The organism is Kineococcus glutinatus, from assembly GCF_039542765.1.
Taxonomy (GTDB): Bacteria; Actinomycetota; Actinomycetes; order Actinomycetales; family Kineococcaceae; genus Kineococcus_A; species Kineococcus_A glutinatus.
The window spans coordinates 1-15,945 of the sequence record NZ_BAABIL010000349.1; the positions used below are offsets into that span (position 1 = coordinate 1).

Here is a 15,945-nt window from a genome sequence, read left to right on the forward strand (position 1 = left end):
CTGCTCGGCGGTGAGGTCGGAGCCCTTGACGCCCTCGGAGGTGGTGGGGAACGCCCAGTCGCTGCCGGGGCCGAGCACGATGTCGCCGAACGTGGACGACAGCTTCGCGGCGGCGTCCTGGGTGTCGTCCAGGGACTCCAGCAGCGCGGCGTACGCGGCCTGCTCCTGCTGCTCGGGCTGGACGGTGTCGCCGTCGACCTCGACGGTGCCCATGGGCTCGATGCCGCGGAAGGACGGGGTCGCGGAGACGAGCGCGCCGTCGGTGTAGGTGTTGGCGACGGCGAGGTGGTGCCCGCCGAACTGCAGCTCCCACGTCCCGGAGTCCGAGGGGGTGCCGAGGAAGGCGATGAAGTACTGGCCGCGGCTGTAGTCGTCCCCGCCGCCGTTGTCGCCGAGGTAGTCGTCGGCTTCGAGGTGCTGGACGATCTCGTCGTAGCCCTCGTTCTCCGCGCTGCCGGTGACGGCCCGCAGCAGGTCCTCCAGCGCCGTCCACTGCTCCTCGGACAGCTCGCTGGTCTGCAGGCCCACCCGGCCGGTGCTGCTGGAGCCGCCGGGGGCCCCACCCCCGCCGCCCGGTCCGCCGCTGGGCATGGCGCCGTCGGTGGGCATGGCGCCGCCCGGTCCGCCGCTGGGCATGGCTCCCCCGCTCGCGCCGCCGCTGGGCATGCTGAAGCTGCCGGTCAGGATGGAGTTGGGGAAGTTCGACCAGTTGGAGGCGTTGGCGAACGTGTACTCCTGGTTCAGCGACGTGCGCTGGTCGTCGTCCAGCGTGGCGGCGAACGCCTCGGCCAGCGCCACCACGTCGCCGCTGCCGGCGGAGGCGGTGCTGGAGGAACCGGCGGAGGTGGTGGACGACGAGGAGGTCGTGTCACCGCTCTCGTCGGAGCTGGAGCAGCCGGCGAGCGTCAGGGCGAGGGCGGCAGCGGCCGCAGCGGCGGCGGCAGGCCGGCGGTGCCGGCGCCTCGCGGGGTCGGTGGGCGAAGTGGGCATGACCCGAGACTAGACCAGATGGGTAGCTGTGAGTTCCCTGGAAATAGCTGTGCGTGATATGTGATTCCGGGTCACACCGGTGTGAGATGCGTCTCCCGAGCACGCGCCGGGCGGTGCACGAACTCAGCCGAGGGCGCTCCCGGGCAGGTGGTGGGCGTTGCGGCCCACCGCCTCGCCGCGCCGCACCCAGTCCTCCTGCGCGAGCTTCTCCAGCTGCCGGCGTCCTCCCGCGACGGTGAGGCCGGTGAGCTGGGCGTCGTCGCCGGACGTGATCTGCCGGTGCTCGGCGAACCACGCCCGGACGACGACGGCACGCGTGGACGACGACGGACAGGCCACCGGTGGGGCGGCGTGCGGTGAGAGCGGCGTCGACCGAGGACAGCAGCTCGATCCGCGCCTGGAGCCCTCGGGACGTCCGGCGAAGGCGACGGCACGGGCCCGCTGACGGCACCTGTATCACTTCGTGCCGCCGCTCACCCCGCCCAGCGGCCGGTGGCGTACAGGGCGGTGAACAACGCCGACAGCGGCACCGCGACCGCCGCCCACGCGAGCACCACGCCCCGGCGGCGCAGCGACCAGGACGCCAGCAGCAGGAACAGCGGCCACTGCAGCAGCAGCGCCCGCGGCACGGAGAAGTACCAGGTGGACGTCGCCAGCGAGGCGATGGTGAGGGCGGTGTAGGTGGCCTCGCCCCAGCGCCGGCGCCACAGCAGCACCGCGGTGAGCGCGACCCCGACGAGGACGGCGACGATCTCGTAGCGCCACGTCCACTGCCACAGCAGCTCGTTGCGCGGCTCGAACGCCGCCTCCCAGGTGATGCGGAACGCCGTCACCGGGTCGGTGAGCTGCCGGCTCCAGCCGTCGCGCTGGGCGTCGAACCACGCCGTCCGCGTCCCCAGCTCGGCGTGCAGGTGGGCGACGTACCCCGCCACCGGCAGGGCGGGCAGCGCCAGCAGCGGCAGTCGGGCGAAACCCCGCCGCCGGATGCCGCCGTCGGCGACGAGGTACTGCACGGCGAGCGCGGCGGCGAGGAACAGGCCGTTGGCCCGCACCGTGCAGGCCGCGGCGGTGAGCAGCGCCGCCGCCAGCCACCGCTCGCGGCGGGCCGCCAGCCACGCCGGCAGCGCGAACGCCAGGAACAGGGCCTCGCTGTAACCGACGGCGAGGAACACCGCCGGCGGCGCGGTCACCATCAGCGCCACCGCCCGCGGGCCCACCCCGGCGCCCTCCAGCTCGCCGAGCCGGTTCAGGGCGAGCACCGCGACGAGGCTCGCGACGAGGGAGACGAGCGGGCCGGCGACGAGGTACGGGACACCCACGGCGTGCAGCGCGGCGAGGGTGGCGGGGAAACCCGGCAGCAGCGCCGCCAGCGGCACCCCGGTGGGCTGGCCCGAGTCGTAGCCGACGCGGGCGATGGCCTCGTAGTGCCGGGAGTCCCACTGGTTGAACCGCTGCCAGAACGGGGTGATCGAGTCGTTGGCCGCGAACATCCACGCCGCGGCGGAAACCACGACGAGGACGGCGACGCGGGAGGCCAGCCAGTACGTCAGGGCCTCGCGGTCGGTGGGGTCGGGCAGCAGGCGGCGGCGCAGGAGGGCGGCGTCGGGCACGGGAGGAGTTTCGCAGGTGAGGGGTGGGCACCGCGGACCCTTACGCCCGCCCTCATCTGCGACGACTCGACCAGGAGAGACATCCAACGACCACAGACCGCCCAGTGGCACCTCAGCATCAAAGTCGATCACACGTCTGGAAGCGCACCTACACTCCCGGACGCAACGGTGCCCCGGCCCTTGAAGGACCGGGGCACCGCATCACATGCTCGACGCGAACGCCGAGTGGTGGATCAGATGAGGGGGAACGCGCTCTGGGTCGATGCCTGACCGTCGGTGTCGACGACTCCAGCCGGGTTCACAGTCGCGCCAGCAGCAATCGCCGTACCGACCGTCAGCGTGACGGTGCGACCATCCGGGCCCAGTACCGCGGACGTCGGAGCGGCCGGGGTCACGCCAGTTCCCGAAACATAGGCGTAGTTGGCGACGTTCTCCGCCGAAGCCTCGAGAACGGGCTCATTGAAGGTCACCGTGAACGTGGTGTCGCCGGACTCAGCATCGGTAGTCACGATCTCGGGGCCGTTGGCCTCCAGGCTGGTGTCGTCCGTGATAGTGAGCGCCGCACCTTCAGCGTCGGTGATACCGCTGATCGCATTGACAACGGCAGGGTAACCGGGCGTACCAGCAACGTCCGCCGTCAGGCTGACGGTCAGCACATCCCTGGCAGCGTTGAGGGTGAAGGTGCCGTTGATGCCGCTCTCCACGATCGGCCCAGAGCCGCCGGTCAACTGGATCGCAGCACCGGAGGCCACCTGAACCGGCTCCGAGAAGTGGAAGTTCCAGATGTCACCGCTGGTAGCGGTAACCGCGCCAGAGTTGACATCCACGACGGCACCGTTCACCAGCACGGCGGGGGCCGTGTTGACGGGCGGGATGACCACGGACGCACTGGTGGCCGCCGACGAAGCCGTACCCGAGGTGGCGCTCGTCGCAATGACGGAGTAGGTGTACGTCCCGTCGGCCACATCTGCGTCGGCGTAAGAAGTCGTCGTGAGACCCGTCGCAAGAGTCACCGGGGATCCGCCACTGATGGTACGGCGGACCGTGTAGCGCACGTCGCCCTGCTCGGATGCCGTCCACGTCAGAGCGACGTTGTAGACATCATCGCTGGGCTCGCTCACCGTTGCCGTGACATCGTCCGCCGCGGGGACCACGTCGGTTGTGATGTTGAACGTCGACGCATTCTCGGGTGCATTCCGGTACGCGATGGTAACGGCATCGGTCGTGCTGAGGAGGGCCTCGAAAGCAGGCAGCGACGTGGCCGTGCCTGCCACGCGGAAGGTGTCGTTGTCGTCGTAGTAGTAGGTCGCGCCACCCACCACCAAGTAGTCAGCGGTCGTGTCGAAGGCCGTAATGCTTGCCGTCGTCGCCGTGGCATTGTCGGCCGCCTCAGCCGGCACATAGGTCGTAGCTCCACCGACCCCGAACGCTTCGGTCGGCAGCCCGTTGTTGAGGTCCAGCGCATTGTTGTCATTGGCGTCGTCGAAAACGACCGGCACCACGGCATCCGCCGTGTAGGCGTCAATGGCGAAAGACACCTCACCGTCCGTGACAGTGACGTCATTGACGTGGGCATCGCCCTGAGTGCTGGCAGCCGGGAGGTTGCCAGCACCATTAACCAGTTCGATCGAGACGCCCAGGGAGTCCGCGATGAACGTTCCACTGGCGAATGCCGCCGACCCTGCAGGACTGACAGTGACGTCCTCCGCGGGGAGTAGGGCGATGTCGACAGTCGTGGAGGTGATGCCGCTCACGGTGTAGGTGCGGCGGCCGGTGTTATCCAGGGCACTAGTGCTCAGCGCAGCCGTCGCGGCTTCTGCCGGCGTAACGGCAAAGGCCTGGTTCGAGTCGGGCTCCCCGCCACCGCCGGCCTCGACCGCACCGGTGACGACCTCGGCGGAAACGACGTTCTCGCCACCGAAGACGAAGCCCTCGCTGGTGAGGGTCTCGGCGTTGGCCTCGAACCAGCCCGCGGTCTCCTCGCCGAGGTCCGTCGCGGAGCGCGACAGCAGCAGCGGGCCGCCGGCGAGGCCGAGGACCGGGCCGGCGACGAGCGCGTCGGCGAGGTCGTTGAGGCCCAGGGTGCTGGTGGCGTTGACGCCGAGGGCGATGCCCGCAGTGCTGCCGTCGAAGATGCCCTCCTCGACGCTCCAGTCCGCGAAGCTGGCGGCGGTGGCGAAGCGGTTCGGCCCCTCCGCGCGAGCGGTGGCCCCCACCTCGTCGGCGATGGCCTGCGGCACGGCGTTCTGGCCGCCGAGGACGACGACCTCCGCGTCGCCGAACGCCTCGAGCGCGGCGGCCGTCTCGGCCGGCACCCCGTCGGGACGGACCAGCAGGATCGGCGAACCGGTCGCGGCCGCCGCCGGGGACGCGGCCAGCGCGTCGGGGATGCCCGTGCCGGAGGCGACGAACACGTAGGGAGCGTCGGCCGCGGCCTCGCCCGCGATCTCCGCGGCGGTCGCGTAGCGGTTGGCGCCCGCGAGGCGGGTGACGGTGTAGCCCTCCGCGGCGAGCGCGTCCTCCTGCTCGGCGGTGATGACGGTCTCGCCACCGACGAGGGTGATGTTCTCGACGCCGAGGGTGTCGAGGGCCTCCAGCGTCTCCTCCGGGGTGATGTTGTCCCGGGTCAGCAGCACGGGCAGGCCGAGGGAGGCGGCCGTCAGGGCGTCGACGTTGGAGAAGGCGTTGGCGAGCACGACGGACGTCGTGTCGTCGAACGCCGAGGCGGCCTGCACGGCCGTGGCGAAGCGGTTCTCCCCGCCCAAGCGGGCGAGGTCGAAGCCGGGAGCCGCTACGGCGGCGCCAGCACTGAACCCGACGGTGGTCAGACCCACGAGGGCCGCGACACCGGCCCCGATACCACGCCGGCGCAACCGGGAGGTTGCTGCGGTCACGATGCCTCCAAAGGCGCTGTGAATTGTGATCCCCCCCACGGGGGCCGGCTCAGTCGAGCCTGGTACCGCCCTGCTCCCCCGCTGCGGTGCGAGGTCCCCTGGCGACGCATCCGAACGTACACGAGAGTCACACCAGCAACACGGAGAGCAACCATGATCTCTTCGTCCGAACGCATTGTGAGGATGCCTGAACGGGCTGTGACCTGCACTTTTACCGCGCGGCGACTTTCATAACAGTTTGGTAACGTCGCTCACGTGCCTCCGGAGGCCCTCCAGCATCACCCGAACGGGTCAACGGCACGGGTTGCGGGTCACCACCGACGCACGTGATGAGCCCCTCGCGGGCGTGTGGGCGAAGGGTCAAGGACACCCCCTCTCGTGCCGACGCAGAGGGCATGCCGGTCCCCCCGCCCCAGGCGCGCCACCGCGCCCGGAGCCGGGTCCTCGCCGTCCTGCTCGCCCTCGCAGCCCTGGCGGCCGTCCTCGTCGCCGCCCTCGCCGGCCCCGACGTCCTCGCCACCCCCCACCCCTGGTTCGCCCTCACCGGCCTGCTCTCCGGCGCCGGCCTGCTCGCCGGCTCCGAGCACCCCCGCGACGTCCGCGCCGGCTACGGCACCGTCGGCGCCGCCTGGGGTGGCGGCCACCTCGTCGCCACCGCCCTGCTCGCCGCCCACCCCGGCGCCGGCTCCGCCGACCTCGTCGCCACCACCGCCGGCATGCTCGCCGTGTTCGCCGTCATGCAGCTCACCGTGCGCCGCACCGTTGCGCGCCCCGCCGTGCTGCCCCTCGTGCTCGACGCCAGCCTGCTCGGCGCCACCCTCGCGCTGCTGTCCTGGCACGTCCTCACCACCACCGGCGCCACCGGCACCACCACCCTCGAACGCCTCTGCGCCCCCCTGCTCGTGCTCTGCGCCACCCACGTCGCCGCCCGCGGCGCCAACGCCGCCGTCGACGACCACCGGCTGCGCCGCCCCGGCACCGCCCTCGCCCTCTGCGGCCTCGCGGAGATCCCCGCCCTGCACGCCGAGCTCACCGGCAGCGCCGGCGCCGGCTGGCTCGCCATCGGCCTCGTCGCCGTCGGCGCCGCCGGCTCCGCCATCAAGGGCCCCACCCACCTCGCGCCCCGCACCGCCGCCGCCGTCCTCGCCGAGCACCGCCGCACCACCGCCGCCCTCGTCGCCCTGCCCCTGCTGCTCGCCGACCTCGCCTGGCTCGTCGCCGACCCCGCGAGCGCCGACCGGTTCCTGCTCGGCCTGCACGCCCTCGTGCTGCTGCTCTACGCCGCCCGCCACCTGGAGACCACCCGCGCCTACAGCGCCGTCGCCGACGACCTGCGCGCCCAGGCCCTCACCGACGCCGGCACCGGCCTCGGCAACCGCCGCGCCCTCACCGCCGACCTCGCCGCCGGCAGACGCGACCTGCTCGCCCACCCCCCGGCCGGGCCCGACCCGCAGCGCACCGTCCTGCTCGTCGAGGTCGACGGCGTCGAGCACGTCCACGACGTCCTCGGACCCACCGCCGCCGACACCGTGCTGGCCGCCGTCGCCAGCTCCCTCACCACCCTCGACCCCCGCGCCACCGCCTACCGCACCGGCGACGACGAGTTCGCCCTCGTCCTCCACGGCGACGTCACCGACGCCACCGCCCTCGCCCCCACCGTGCTCGACGCCGTCCGCAGCGCCCCCACCCGCGTGCCCGCCGCCCGGCACTACGCCCTCGACGCCGTCATCGGCGTCGCCGGCACCGGCGGCGCCCGCGGCTGCGGCGAGGACACCAGCGAGGACGGCCCGGGCGAGGACCTCGCCGCCGCCATCGCCGACGCCGACCTCGCCCTGCGCGGCGCCCGCACCGGCGGCACCGGCACCGTCGCCGTCTTCGACGGCGCCATCGCCGACGCCCACCGCCGCCGCCTGCTGCTGCGCGAACGCCTCACCGCAGCCCTCACCGCCGGCAGCCTCGAGGTGCACTTCCAGCCCGTCGTGGACATGTCCACCGGCGCCGTCGCCAGCTTCGAGGCCCTCGCCCGCTGGACCGACGACGTCCTCGGCCGCGTCAGCCCCGCCGAGTTCGTCGCCGTCGCCGAGGAGGCCAACCTCGTCGTCGCCCTCGGCCAGCACGTCCTCACCCGCGCCGTGCGCACCGCCGCCGCCGCCGGCGTGTTCGACGCCGGGGCCGGGCTCGCCGTCAACGTCTCCGTCGTGCAGCTGCACTCCCCCGGCTTCACCGACGCCGTGCGCGCCGTGCTCGCCGAGTGCGGCGCCCCGGCCGGCCTGCTCACCCTCGAGGTCACCGAGTCCGTCTTCCTCGACACCGACAGCCCCGCCGAGCGCGTCCTCGCCGAGATCGCCGCGCTCGGGGTGCGCATCGCCATCGACGACTTCGGCGCCGGGCACTCCTCGTTCGGCTACCTCGGGCGGCTGCCCGCGCACGTCCTCAAGATCGACCGCTCCCTCACCAGCACCCTCACCGAGGACGTCGACGGGCAGTCGATCGTGTCGTGCATCGTCGACCTCGCCACCCGGCTCGGGATGCTCGTCGTCGTCGAGGGCATCGAGACCGCCGAGCAGGCCGACGTGTGCCGCTTCCTCGGGGCCCAGCGCGGGCAGGGCTGGCTGTTCGAGGCCGCGGTGCCCGCCGAGCGCCTCGCCGAGCAGCTCGACCGCACCTTCGCCACCGGCGCCGCGCTGCGCTGACGGGGCGCGGGCGCGGGACCCCCACCCGGCGCCCATCTCCGGGTTCGGGCGGTCCCGGGGCCCATCCGCAGCGCCCGAACCCGGAGATGGGCGCCCGAAGCAGCCACCACCAGCGCCCCGCGACTGGACCGGCCCCACCCGGGGTAGTGCCCCCGCATGGCGGACCCCCGAGAGCCACGCACACCGGCACCCACGGCCCCGGCGCAGCCCGGCGCGCTGGAGCTCACCTTCATCGGCACCGCCACCGTGCTGCTGCGCTACGGGGACCTCACCCTGCTCACCGACCCCAACTTCCTGCACCGCGGGCAGTGGGCCTGGCTCGGCAAGGGCCTCGTCGCCCGCCGGCTCACCGACCCCGCCCTGCGCGTCGACGAGCTGCCCCCGCTCGACGGCCTCGTGCTGTCCCACCTGCACGGCGACCACTTCGACCGCGTCGCCCGCCGCGGCCTGCGCAGCGACCTGCCCGTCCTCACCACCCCGCACGCCGCCCGCCGCCTCGCCTCCTGGCACGGCATGCGCGACGTGCGCGGGCTGCGCACCTGGGACAGCGCCGAGCTCGTCGCCGGCGGCACCCGGGTGCGCGCCACCGCCATGCCCGGCCGGCACGCCCGCGGCGCGCTGCAGGGCGTGCTGCCCCCCGTGATGGGCACCCTGCTGGAGTTCGGCCCGCTGGCGGGGCCCGCCGGGTTCACCCTCTACGTCACCGGCGACACCCTGCTCGTGGACGAGGTGCGCGAGATCCCCCGCCGCGTCGGGCGCATCGACGCCGCCGTCGTCCACCTCGGGGGCACCACCCTGCCGGGCGGGCTCGTGGTGACGATGGACGGCGCGGAGGGCGCCGACCTCGTCGAGCTGGTCCGGCCCCGGCAGACCGTGCCCGTGCACCACGACGACTACCGGCTGTTCCGCTCCCCGCTGGCCGACTTCCGGGCCGAGGCGGAGCGGCGCGGCTGGGCCGACGACGTGCGCTGGGTCGCCCGCGGGGAGACCGTCGTGCTGCGCTGACGCGCCCACCCACCGCCCGGGCCCCACCCACCGCCCGAACCCGGAGAAGGGCGCCGCAGCAGGCCCCACCCACCGCCCGAACCCGGAGAAGGGCGCGGGGGGTCGGCGCCCGAGCGCCCTCAGGCGGTGCCGTGCTCCCGGTGCGCCGGGACCGCGTCGTCCGCCGTCAGGTCGATGACGTCGCCGCGGTCGTAGGCGGCGGCGTCCTCCAGGTCGATCTCCACCCACACCCGCTTGCCGTCGGGGGTGACCTCCACCCCCCAGCGCGAGCTCAGCGCGTCCACCAGCAGCATGCCCCGGCCGCCGGTGTCGGTCAGGCCCGCGGCCCCGACGTGCGGGGGGTGCGGGCTGGAGTCGGCGACCTCCAGCCGCACGTGGGAGTCACCGCAGGTGCAGGTCAGGGTGGCCGGGGGCGTGGCGTGCAGCACCGCGTTGCCCACCAGCTCCGACACCAGCAGCGCGGCCAGGTCCGCCATGCCCGGCACGGCCACCGGCTCGACCACCTCCTGCACGCGCCGGCGCGCCATCGAGGGGGCCCGGCCGTCGGCGGGCAGCTCGACGACTCGTCGCTGGGGTGGCGTCACGCCCCTGTGTTACCCCGGGTGCACGGCATCTCACACCTGCTGGTCGTCGGCGCCGGGGTGCTCCGCGGCCGGGCTCAGGCCGAGGGCCAGCAGGGGCGCGGTCGCGGCGCGCTGCCACCACAGCATCGCGCCGGCGAGGACCAGGAGCAGGGACACCAGCGCCAGCGGCCAGGAGTCCAGGAGGAACGCGACGGCGATGAGCACCAGCCCGGCCAGCGGCAGGACGGGCGAGGGCAGCTTCGTCCACCAGCGCGGCTGGAGCACGGCCGCGGCGTACCACCAGGCGACGGCCACGACGCGCTCGTCGGGGTGGCGCCGGCCCTGCCGGGCGAGGGCGAGGACGTCGCGGCGGTCCTCGGGCGCGAGGGCGTGGAAGGCGCGGGCGGCGTTGGCGCGCCGGCGGGCGTCCATCTCGGGACCCACGAGGGGCATGCCGTTCCTCCTGGGGGTGGTCCTCGGGTGCTGGTGCGGAGGGCGGGGGATTCGAACCCCCGAGGACGGGGTGGGTACCGCCCTAGCGGTTTTCAAGACCGCAGCATTCGGCCGCTCTGCCAGCCCTCCCGGCCGCGGCGGACCGCGGCGGCGTCCAGTCTGCCACCCGCACCCCACCCCACCCGCCCATCTCCGGGTTCGGGCGGTCCCGGACCCCGTGCTGAGCGCCCGAACCCGGAGAAGGGCGCCCAAGGGCGCGGCGACGGCACCCACGGCCACCCGCCCGGGCCCGGCCCGGTGCCGCCGTCCTGGGATAGCGTGCCGCGACCGCCCCCGACCCGCCGGAGCCCCGCGTGCGCACGATCGTCGTCCTGCCCACCTACCAGGAGGCGCAGAACGTCGCCCGCATCGTCGCCGACGTGCTCGCCTCCCCGCTGGCCCCGGACGTCCTCGTCGTCGACGACTCCTCCCCCGACGGCACCGGCGACGTCGTGCGCGCCCTGGCCGGGGAGCTGCCCGAGGGCCGGCTGCGCCTGCTCACCCGCGCCAGCAAGGACGGCCTGGGCGCCGCGTACCGGGCCGGCTTCGCCGAGGCGCTGTCGCTGGGTTACGACGCGGTGGTGCAGATGGACGCCGACGGCTCCCACCCCGTGGCGGCGCTGCAGCCGATGGCCGCGGAGCTGCAGGCCGGCGCCGACCTGGTCCTGGGCTCGCGCTACGTGCCCGGCGGGGCCGTCGACGACGCCTGGCCCTGGTACCGGCGGGCGCTGTCCAGGGGCGGCAACGTCTACGCCCGGCTGCTGCTGCGCTCCGACCTCGCCGACCTCACCGGCGGGTACAAGATGTGGCGCGCGGACCTGCTGCGCCGCCTGGACCTGGGCGCCCTCACCGCCGCCGGCTACGCCTTCCAGATCCAGACGACGCTGGCCGCCCTGGAGCTGGGCGCCCGCACCGCGCAGGTGCCGATCCTGTTCACCGAGCGCACCCACGGCTCGTCGAAGATGTCGCGGCGGATCGTGGCCGAGGCGATGGTGGCGGTGCTGCGGATGCGCCGCCACGGGGCCACCGGGACGCGCCGCCCACCGGCCTGACGCCGCACCCGGACCGCGCACCCGGGTGGCCCGCACCGGCGGTGCACCCGGGTCGCGCGCACCGGCCGTGCGCGGTGGCACGCGCGCGCCGGTGGTGGCACCCTGCTGCGCACGGGTGCACAGCCGCGCCCGTTCCCGTCCAGCACGCGGCGGTGGGCCCGCTGCAGCGCGCGAGGGGGCGTCGTGCACCAGGGGGAGTCGGTCGCACAGCTGCTGGAGCTGGCCAGGGAGGTGCTGCACACCCCCCTGGTGCAGGTGCGCCAGCGCGACGGCCGCGTCGTCGACCTCGTCCCCGCCGGCGCCGGGGCGTCCCCGCACCCGCTGACCCCGGCGCAGCAGGAGGCGCTGCGCGTGGTCGCCGCGCTGCTCACCGAGGCCCTGCAGGAGCACGACCACCGGACCGGGCGCCGGCAGCGGCGGGTCCGCGCCCTCGACGACCTGGTGCGCGGCGAGGGGCGCTCCACCGTCCTGCAACCCATCGTGGACCTGCGCTCCGGCGCGGTCACCGGCTGCGAGGCGCTCAGCCGGTTCCGCTCCCGCAGGGGGCGGCCGCTGCCCGCCGAGGTCGTCTTCGCCGACGCGCGCCGCTGCGGGCTGGCCACCGCCCTGGAGCACGCGGCGCTGCGCGGGGCGCTGGAGCTGCTGCCGCGGGTGCCGGCGGGCGCCTACCTGTCCGTCAACGTCTCCCCCGAGGTGCTGCTGGACCCGGGCACGGCGCCGCTGCTGCTGGCCCGCTCCCCCGAGCGGCTCGTCGTGGAGCTCACCGAGCACCGCCGGGTCCCGGACTACCCGGCCCTGGCGGTGGCCACCGACCGGCTGCGGGCGCACGGCGCGCGGATCGCCGTGGACGACGCCGGCTCGGGCTTCGCCAGCCTGCAGCACGTGCTGCACGTCGGGCCGGACGTGGTGAAGCTCGACGTCGCCTTCGTGCGCGGCGTGGACCTCGACCCCGGCCGGCGGGCCGCGACCCGCGCCCTCGTGGGCCTGACCCGGGAGGTGGGCGCCACGCTGGTCGCCGAGGGCGTGGAGACCGCCGGGGAGCTCGCGGAGCTGCGCCGCCTCGGTGTCGACTGCGGCCAGGGCAACTGGCTGGGCGCGCCGGCCGCACCGACCGGCAGCAGCGCCCGCGACGGCAGCGACCCCGACGACGGCAGCGCCCGCGACGGCAGCGACCCCGACGACGGCAGCGGCCCGGCACCCCCGAGGGGGTACCGGGCCGCCGGAGCACCGCAGCGGGTGCTCAGAACGTGATGATGGACAGCCCGCCCTTGCCGTAGCGGGAGACCGTCACGGCGAGGTCGACGCGGTTGCCCTTGCGCTCCGCCCACTCCTTGACGTCCGGGCGCAGGATCTCGTCCGGGCGGTAGTAGGCGTGCAGCTTCAGGTGCGGCGCGCCCTCCAGGTTGAACAGCGAGGCCATGATGTTGAGGACCTCCCCGGCGTTCTCGTGGAGGTTCTTCGGCATGACGCGGTCCTCGATGGCCGCCTCGCTGGCACCCGGCGGGAGCAGGCCGATGGCCGCCCCGGCGTGGGCCGCCAGGTCGTAGGACATGACGGCCACCGCCGCGGACTTCAGCTTGTCGTCCACGTAGAGGGCCACCGTCGAGCCCGGGGCGCCGCCGACGGGCACCTCGGGCCCCGGGGCGACGTCCACGTCGCGGTTGAGCAGGTCCGACAGCAGGTTGCGGACGGCGAGGTTCGTGGGCAGCGGGCTGGGCATGCCCTCCGACCACTGCACCGCCGCCCCCGCGCTCTCCGACGCCTGCTGCTTCAGGTCCGCCTTGCCCAGGACCGGCTCCAGGGCGGTGGCGAACATCTCCGGGGTGAAGGGCTTGGCGATCAGGAACAGCGCGCCGGCCGCGGAGGCCTTGTCGCGCATCTCCTGCGAGCCCTCGGAGGTGACGAAGCCGAACGGCACCGTCTCCCCGGAGGCCCGCAGCGCCTGGAGCATCTCGTAACCGGTTCGCTCGGGCATGTTCCAGTCCGACAGGACGATGTCGGGGTTCTCGGCGCGGACGGCCTCCAGGCCCTCCTGACCGTTCTCCGCCTGGACGACGTCCACCCAGTCGTAACCCGCCTGCCGCAGGGTGCGGATGACGATCTGCCGCATCACCCGACTGTCGTCGACCACCAGCGCCTTCATCGCGCTACTCCCGTCCCGAGCCGTCTCCGGAACCCGCGGCCTGCGGGTCCCCCAACCACACCACGAAGCTCAGCCAGCCCTCGCGCCACGCCGCGTCCAGCCTCGCCACCTCGCTTGCACCCCGACCCGGACGCGGGGTGGCCCGCGCCAGCACCGGCAGACCCAGGGCCCCTGCGTCGGGGACCAGCGCCTTCACGTTACCCGCGATGATGTTCGCCATCTCGCCGAGCGAGTCGTCGACGTCGTCCTGGGCGAGCTCGCCGTCGTCCTGCAGCATCACGGCGGCCAGCGCCGGCGCCAGGTGGTCGGGCACGGTGATCGTCACCAGGCCCGGCCGGGCACCGGAGATCGACACGCTCGCGCACTGCACGGGCCCCTCGACCACGAGGGGCTCGAACACCGGGTACGGCGGCTCCGTCGTCCCGAAGTAGGAGTCCCACATCTGGTAGACGATCTGCTCCAGGGCTTCGTCCTCGACGTAGTGCCCCAGCTCCTCGACCTCGAAACCGACGCTCATGCCCCCGCCACCTCCGGCATCAGGCCGAGGAGGGCGAGCTTCTCCTCCAGGGCGTCGGTGGTGAACGGCTTGATGAGGTACTCGTGCGCACCGGCGGCCAGCGCCCGGACGATCTGCCCGTGCTCGGCCTCGGTGGTGACCATCATCATCGTCATGGACCGGTACTCGCGGGCGGCCCGGACGTTGGTCACCAGGGTGAGCCCGTCCATGACCGGCATGTTCCAGTCGATCGTGGCCAGGTCGGGCAGCGGCCCGGACTTCAGCACCTCCAGCGCCTCCGCCCCGTCACCCGCCTCCACGATCTCGAACCCCAGCTTCCGCAGGGAAGCCGAGATGATCTTCCGCATGGCCCGCGAGTCGTCGACGACCAGCGCCCTCATGACCTTCCTCCGTTCTTCGGCCGGTGGACCGAAACTCGTCCGATGAGAGTGCGCTCCCATCCGTCGTCGACCCCGAGCGTCGTCTCCGCGCCGCCGAGGAACAGGTAGCCGTCAGGTCGCAGGACCTGGCGCACCCGGGTGAGGATGTCGCGCTTCGTCGCCACGTCGAAATAGATCAGGACGTTGCGGAGGAAGACGACATCGAACTGGCCGACACCGCGGAAGGGCATCGCCAGGTTCATCTGCTGGAACGTGACCATCCGGCGGAGGTCGTCGTTCACCTGCCACTGCGGGCCCTGCCGGCTGAAGTGGCGGACCAGCAGGTTCGCGGGCAGCCCGCGGTTCATCTCCAGCTGGGAGTAGCAGCCCTTGCGGCCCTTCTCCAGCACCTCGGAGGAGATGTCGGTGGCCAGGAGCTCGGCGCGCCAGCCCTCGGCGACCACGGAGTCCTTCAGCAGCATCGCGATGCTGTAGACCTCCTGCCCCGTGGAGCAGGCGGCCGACCACACGCGCAGGCTGCGCGTCGTGCTGCGGCTCTGCTTGAGCTCCGGAAGCACCGAGGTGGAGAACGCGGTGAACGGTGCACCGTCGCGGAACCACGACGTCTCGTTCGTCGTGAGCGCCTCGACGATGTCCATGTGCTTGCGGCGGTCGTGACCGACGCGGACGCCCTCGATGAAGGCGGAGACGTCGGGGGCACCCGCCGCCCGCGCCAGCGGCACGAGGCGGGACTCGACGAGGTACTCCTTGCCCTTCTCCAGGACGATGGCGCTCTCCTTGCGGACCAGGCTGCAGACCCAGTCGAAGGCCTGTGTCGTCAGCGGCACGGTGTCACCTCCTTCCTGTGGTGAAGCGCGCCGGCACCTGCGCCGGGGCGAGCGGATGTGGGGAACCGGTCGCGGGGCGGACCCCGGGGACCGTTGCCGCGCGCGGTGGTGCCGCGGCGGGGACGGGGGCGCCGGCGCGCGGCAGGGCGGCGGTGAGGGCGGCGCCGCCGCGGTGGCGGCGCACGATCGCGTCGGCGATGGCGGACAGCGGCAGGATCTCGTCGGCGACGCCCTCGCGGGCCACCGCGCCGGGCATCCCCCACACCACCGACGTCGCCTCGTCCTGCACGACGACCTGGCCGCCGGCCCCGGCGATGGCCTTGCAGCCGGTCCGGCCGTCGGAACCCATGCCGGTGAGCACCACCGCGAGCAGGTCGCCGCCGTACAGGGCCAGCGCCGAGCGGAACATGACGTCCACCGCGGGGCGGCAGAAGTTCTCCGGCGGGCCCTGCTGCAGCTTCGTCACGGCACCGGTGCCGCTGCGGACGACCTCCATGTGGAAGTCGCCGGGGGCGATGTAGACCGTGCCCGGGACGACGGGCTGGCCGTCGGTGGCCTCCACGACGTTCAGGGCGCTGGCCTTGTCGAGCCGCTGGGCGTACAGGCGGGTGAACACCGGCGGCATGTGCTGGGTGATGAGCACCGGCACCGGCAGGTTCGCGGGCAGCTTGGAGACCACCGCGGTCAGGGCCTCCGGGCCGCCCGTGGAGGAACCGATGACCAGCGCACGCCGGCGCCCGCTCGCCGGCGCCGGGGCGCGCACCCGCACGGGCGCGGCG

The 15,945-nt window shown here is 73.9% G+C and carries 14 protein-coding genes, 1 tRNA gene and 1 pseudogene; 4 read left to right on the forward strand and 12 right to left on the reverse strand.

Translation table 11 applies throughout. The annotated features are described in order from the left end of the window. From ABEB16_RS13300 to ABEB16_RS13315, 4 genes are all read right to left on the reverse strand, one after another. Nucleotides 1-990: DUF3500 domain-containing protein (locus tag ABEB16_RS13300; RefSeq protein WP_345712728.1), on the reverse strand; the 990-nt coding region annotated here is incomplete at its 3' end. Nucleotides 991-1,113: 123 nt separating this feature from the next. After that, complete coding sequence (locus tag ABEB16_RS13305; protein ID WP_345712729.1) at nt 1,114-1,329, reverse strand: hypothetical protein; 216 nt, start codon at nt 1,327-1,329, stop codon at nt 1,114-1,116. A 134-nt stretch (nt 1,330-1,463) separates the two neighbouring features. Next, complete coding sequence (locus ABEB16_RS13310; RefSeq protein WP_345712730.1) at nt 1,464-2,600, reverse strand: mannosyltransferase family protein; 1,137 nt, start codon at nt 2,598-2,600, stop codon at nt 1,464-1,466. Between the two features lie 233 nt (nt 2,601-2,833). Further along, nucleotides 2,834-5,494: a cell wall-binding repeat-containing protein gene (locus ABEB16_RS13315; protein WP_345712731.1), complete on the reverse strand. Its 2,661-nt coding sequence runs from the start codon at nt 5,492-5,494 to the stop codon at nt 2,834-2,836. 395 nt (nt 5,495-5,889) lie between these two features. On the opposite strand from ABEB16_RS13315, the gene ABEB16_RS13320 reads away from it, so the two are divergent. Both ABEB16_RS13320 and ABEB16_RS13325 read left to right on the forward strand, forming a co-directional pair. Continuing rightward, entirely contained in the window at nt 5,890-8,187 is a 2,298-nt protein-coding gene (locus ABEB16_RS13320) for a putative bifunctional diguanylate cyclase/phosphodiesterase (protein WP_345712732.1), read from the forward strand. Nucleotides 8,188-8,343: 156 nt separating this feature from the next. Continuing rightward, entirely contained in the window at nt 8,344-9,192 is an 849-nt protein-coding gene (locus ABEB16_RS13325; protein WP_345712733.1) for an MBL fold metallo-hydrolase, read from the forward strand. A gap of 119 nt (nt 9,193-9,311) precedes the next feature. Here the strand turns inward: ABEB16_RS13325 and ABEB16_RS13330 are convergent, their stop codons facing one another. From ABEB16_RS13330 to ABEB16_RS13340, 3 genes are all read right to left on the reverse strand, one after another. Next, nucleotides 9,312-9,776, reverse strand: coding sequence for an ATP-binding protein (locus ABEB16_RS13330; RefSeq protein WP_345712735.1), 465 nt, complete (start codon nt 9,774-9,776; stop codon nt 9,312-9,314). A 30-nt stretch (nt 9,777-9,806) separates the two neighbouring features. Next, complete coding sequence (locus ABEB16_RS13335; protein ID WP_345712736.1) at nt 9,807-10,208, reverse strand: hypothetical protein; 402 nt, start codon at nt 10,206-10,208, stop codon at nt 9,807-9,809. A 36-nt stretch (nt 10,209-10,244) separates the two neighbouring features. After that, nucleotides 10,245-10,337, reverse strand: a tRNA-Ser gene (locus ABEB16_RS13340). A gap of 224 nt (nt 10,338-10,561) precedes the next feature. On the opposite strand from ABEB16_RS13340, the gene ABEB16_RS13345 reads away from it, so the two are divergent. Both ABEB16_RS13345 and ABEB16_RS13350 read left to right on the forward strand, forming a co-directional pair. Beyond that, nucleotides 10,562-11,299, forward strand: coding sequence for a polyprenol monophosphomannose synthase (locus ABEB16_RS13345; RefSeq protein WP_345712737.1), 738 nt, complete (start codon nt 10,562-10,564; stop codon nt 11,297-11,299). 183 nt (nt 11,300-11,482) lie between these two features. Beyond that, on the forward strand, nt 11,483-12,550 hold the full coding sequence (locus ABEB16_RS13350) for an EAL domain-containing protein (protein WP_345712738.1): 1,068 nt from the start codon (nt 11,483-11,485) through the stop codon (nt 12,548-12,550). A gap of 535 nt (nt 12,551-13,085) precedes the next feature. Here ABEB16_RS13350 and ABEB16_RS13355 read toward each other — a convergent pair. The 5 genes and pseudogenes from ABEB16_RS13355 to ABEB16_RS13375 all read right to left on the reverse strand — a co-directional run. After that, nucleotides 13,086-13,442: pseudogene (locus ABEB16_RS13355) on the reverse strand (response regulator); the annotation flags it as partial. Nucleotides 13,443-13,446: 4 nt separating this feature from the next. Further along, entirely contained in the window at nt 13,447-13,959 is a 513-nt protein-coding gene (locus ABEB16_RS13360) for a chemotaxis protein CheX (protein WP_345712739.1), read from the reverse strand. Continuing rightward, nucleotides 13,956-14,339: a response regulator gene (locus ABEB16_RS13365; RefSeq protein WP_345712740.1), complete on the reverse strand. Its 384-nt coding sequence runs from the start codon at nt 14,337-14,339 to the stop codon at nt 13,956-13,958. Before ABEB16_RS13365 ends, ABEB16_RS13360 begins: the two co-directional genes overlap by 4 nt. Beyond that, the gene (locus ABEB16_RS13370; protein WP_345712741.1) at nt 14,336-15,166 is read right to left on the reverse strand and encodes a CheR family methyltransferase; all 831 of its coding nucleotides are present in this window, start codon (nt 15,164-15,166) and stop codon (nt 14,336-14,338) included. Before ABEB16_RS13370 ends, ABEB16_RS13365 begins: the two co-directional genes overlap by 4 nt. Nucleotides 15,167-15,170: 4 nt before the next feature. Next, nucleotides 15,171-15,945, reverse strand: a 775-nt coding sequence (locus ABEB16_RS13375; protein WP_345712742.1) for a CheB methylesterase domain-containing protein, incomplete at its 5' end; no start/stop codon positions are given.

Bases quoted from the DNA above. Each gene is read 5' to 3' on its own strand.
- ABEB16_RS13320 (WP_345712732.1), top strand. From the start codon at position 5,890: ATGCCGGTCCCCCCGCCCCAGGCGCGCCACCGCGCCCGGAGCCGGGTC.
- ABEB16_RS13325 (WP_345712733.1), top strand. From the start codon at position 8,344: ATGGCGGACCCCCGAGAGCCACGCACACCGGCACCCACGGCCCCGGCG.
- ABEB16_RS13335 (WP_345712736.1), bottom strand. From the start codon at position 10,208: ATGCCCCTCGTGGGTCCCGAGATGGACGCCCGCCGGCGCGCCAACGCC.
- ABEB16_RS13360 (WP_345712739.1), bottom strand. From the start codon at position 13,959: ATGAGCGTCGGTTTCGAGGTCGAGGAGCTGGGGCACTACGTCGAGGAC.
- ABEB16_RS13365 (WP_345712740.1), bottom strand. From the start codon at position 14,339: ATGAGGGCGCTGGTCGTCGACGACTCGCGGGCCATGCGGAAGATCATC.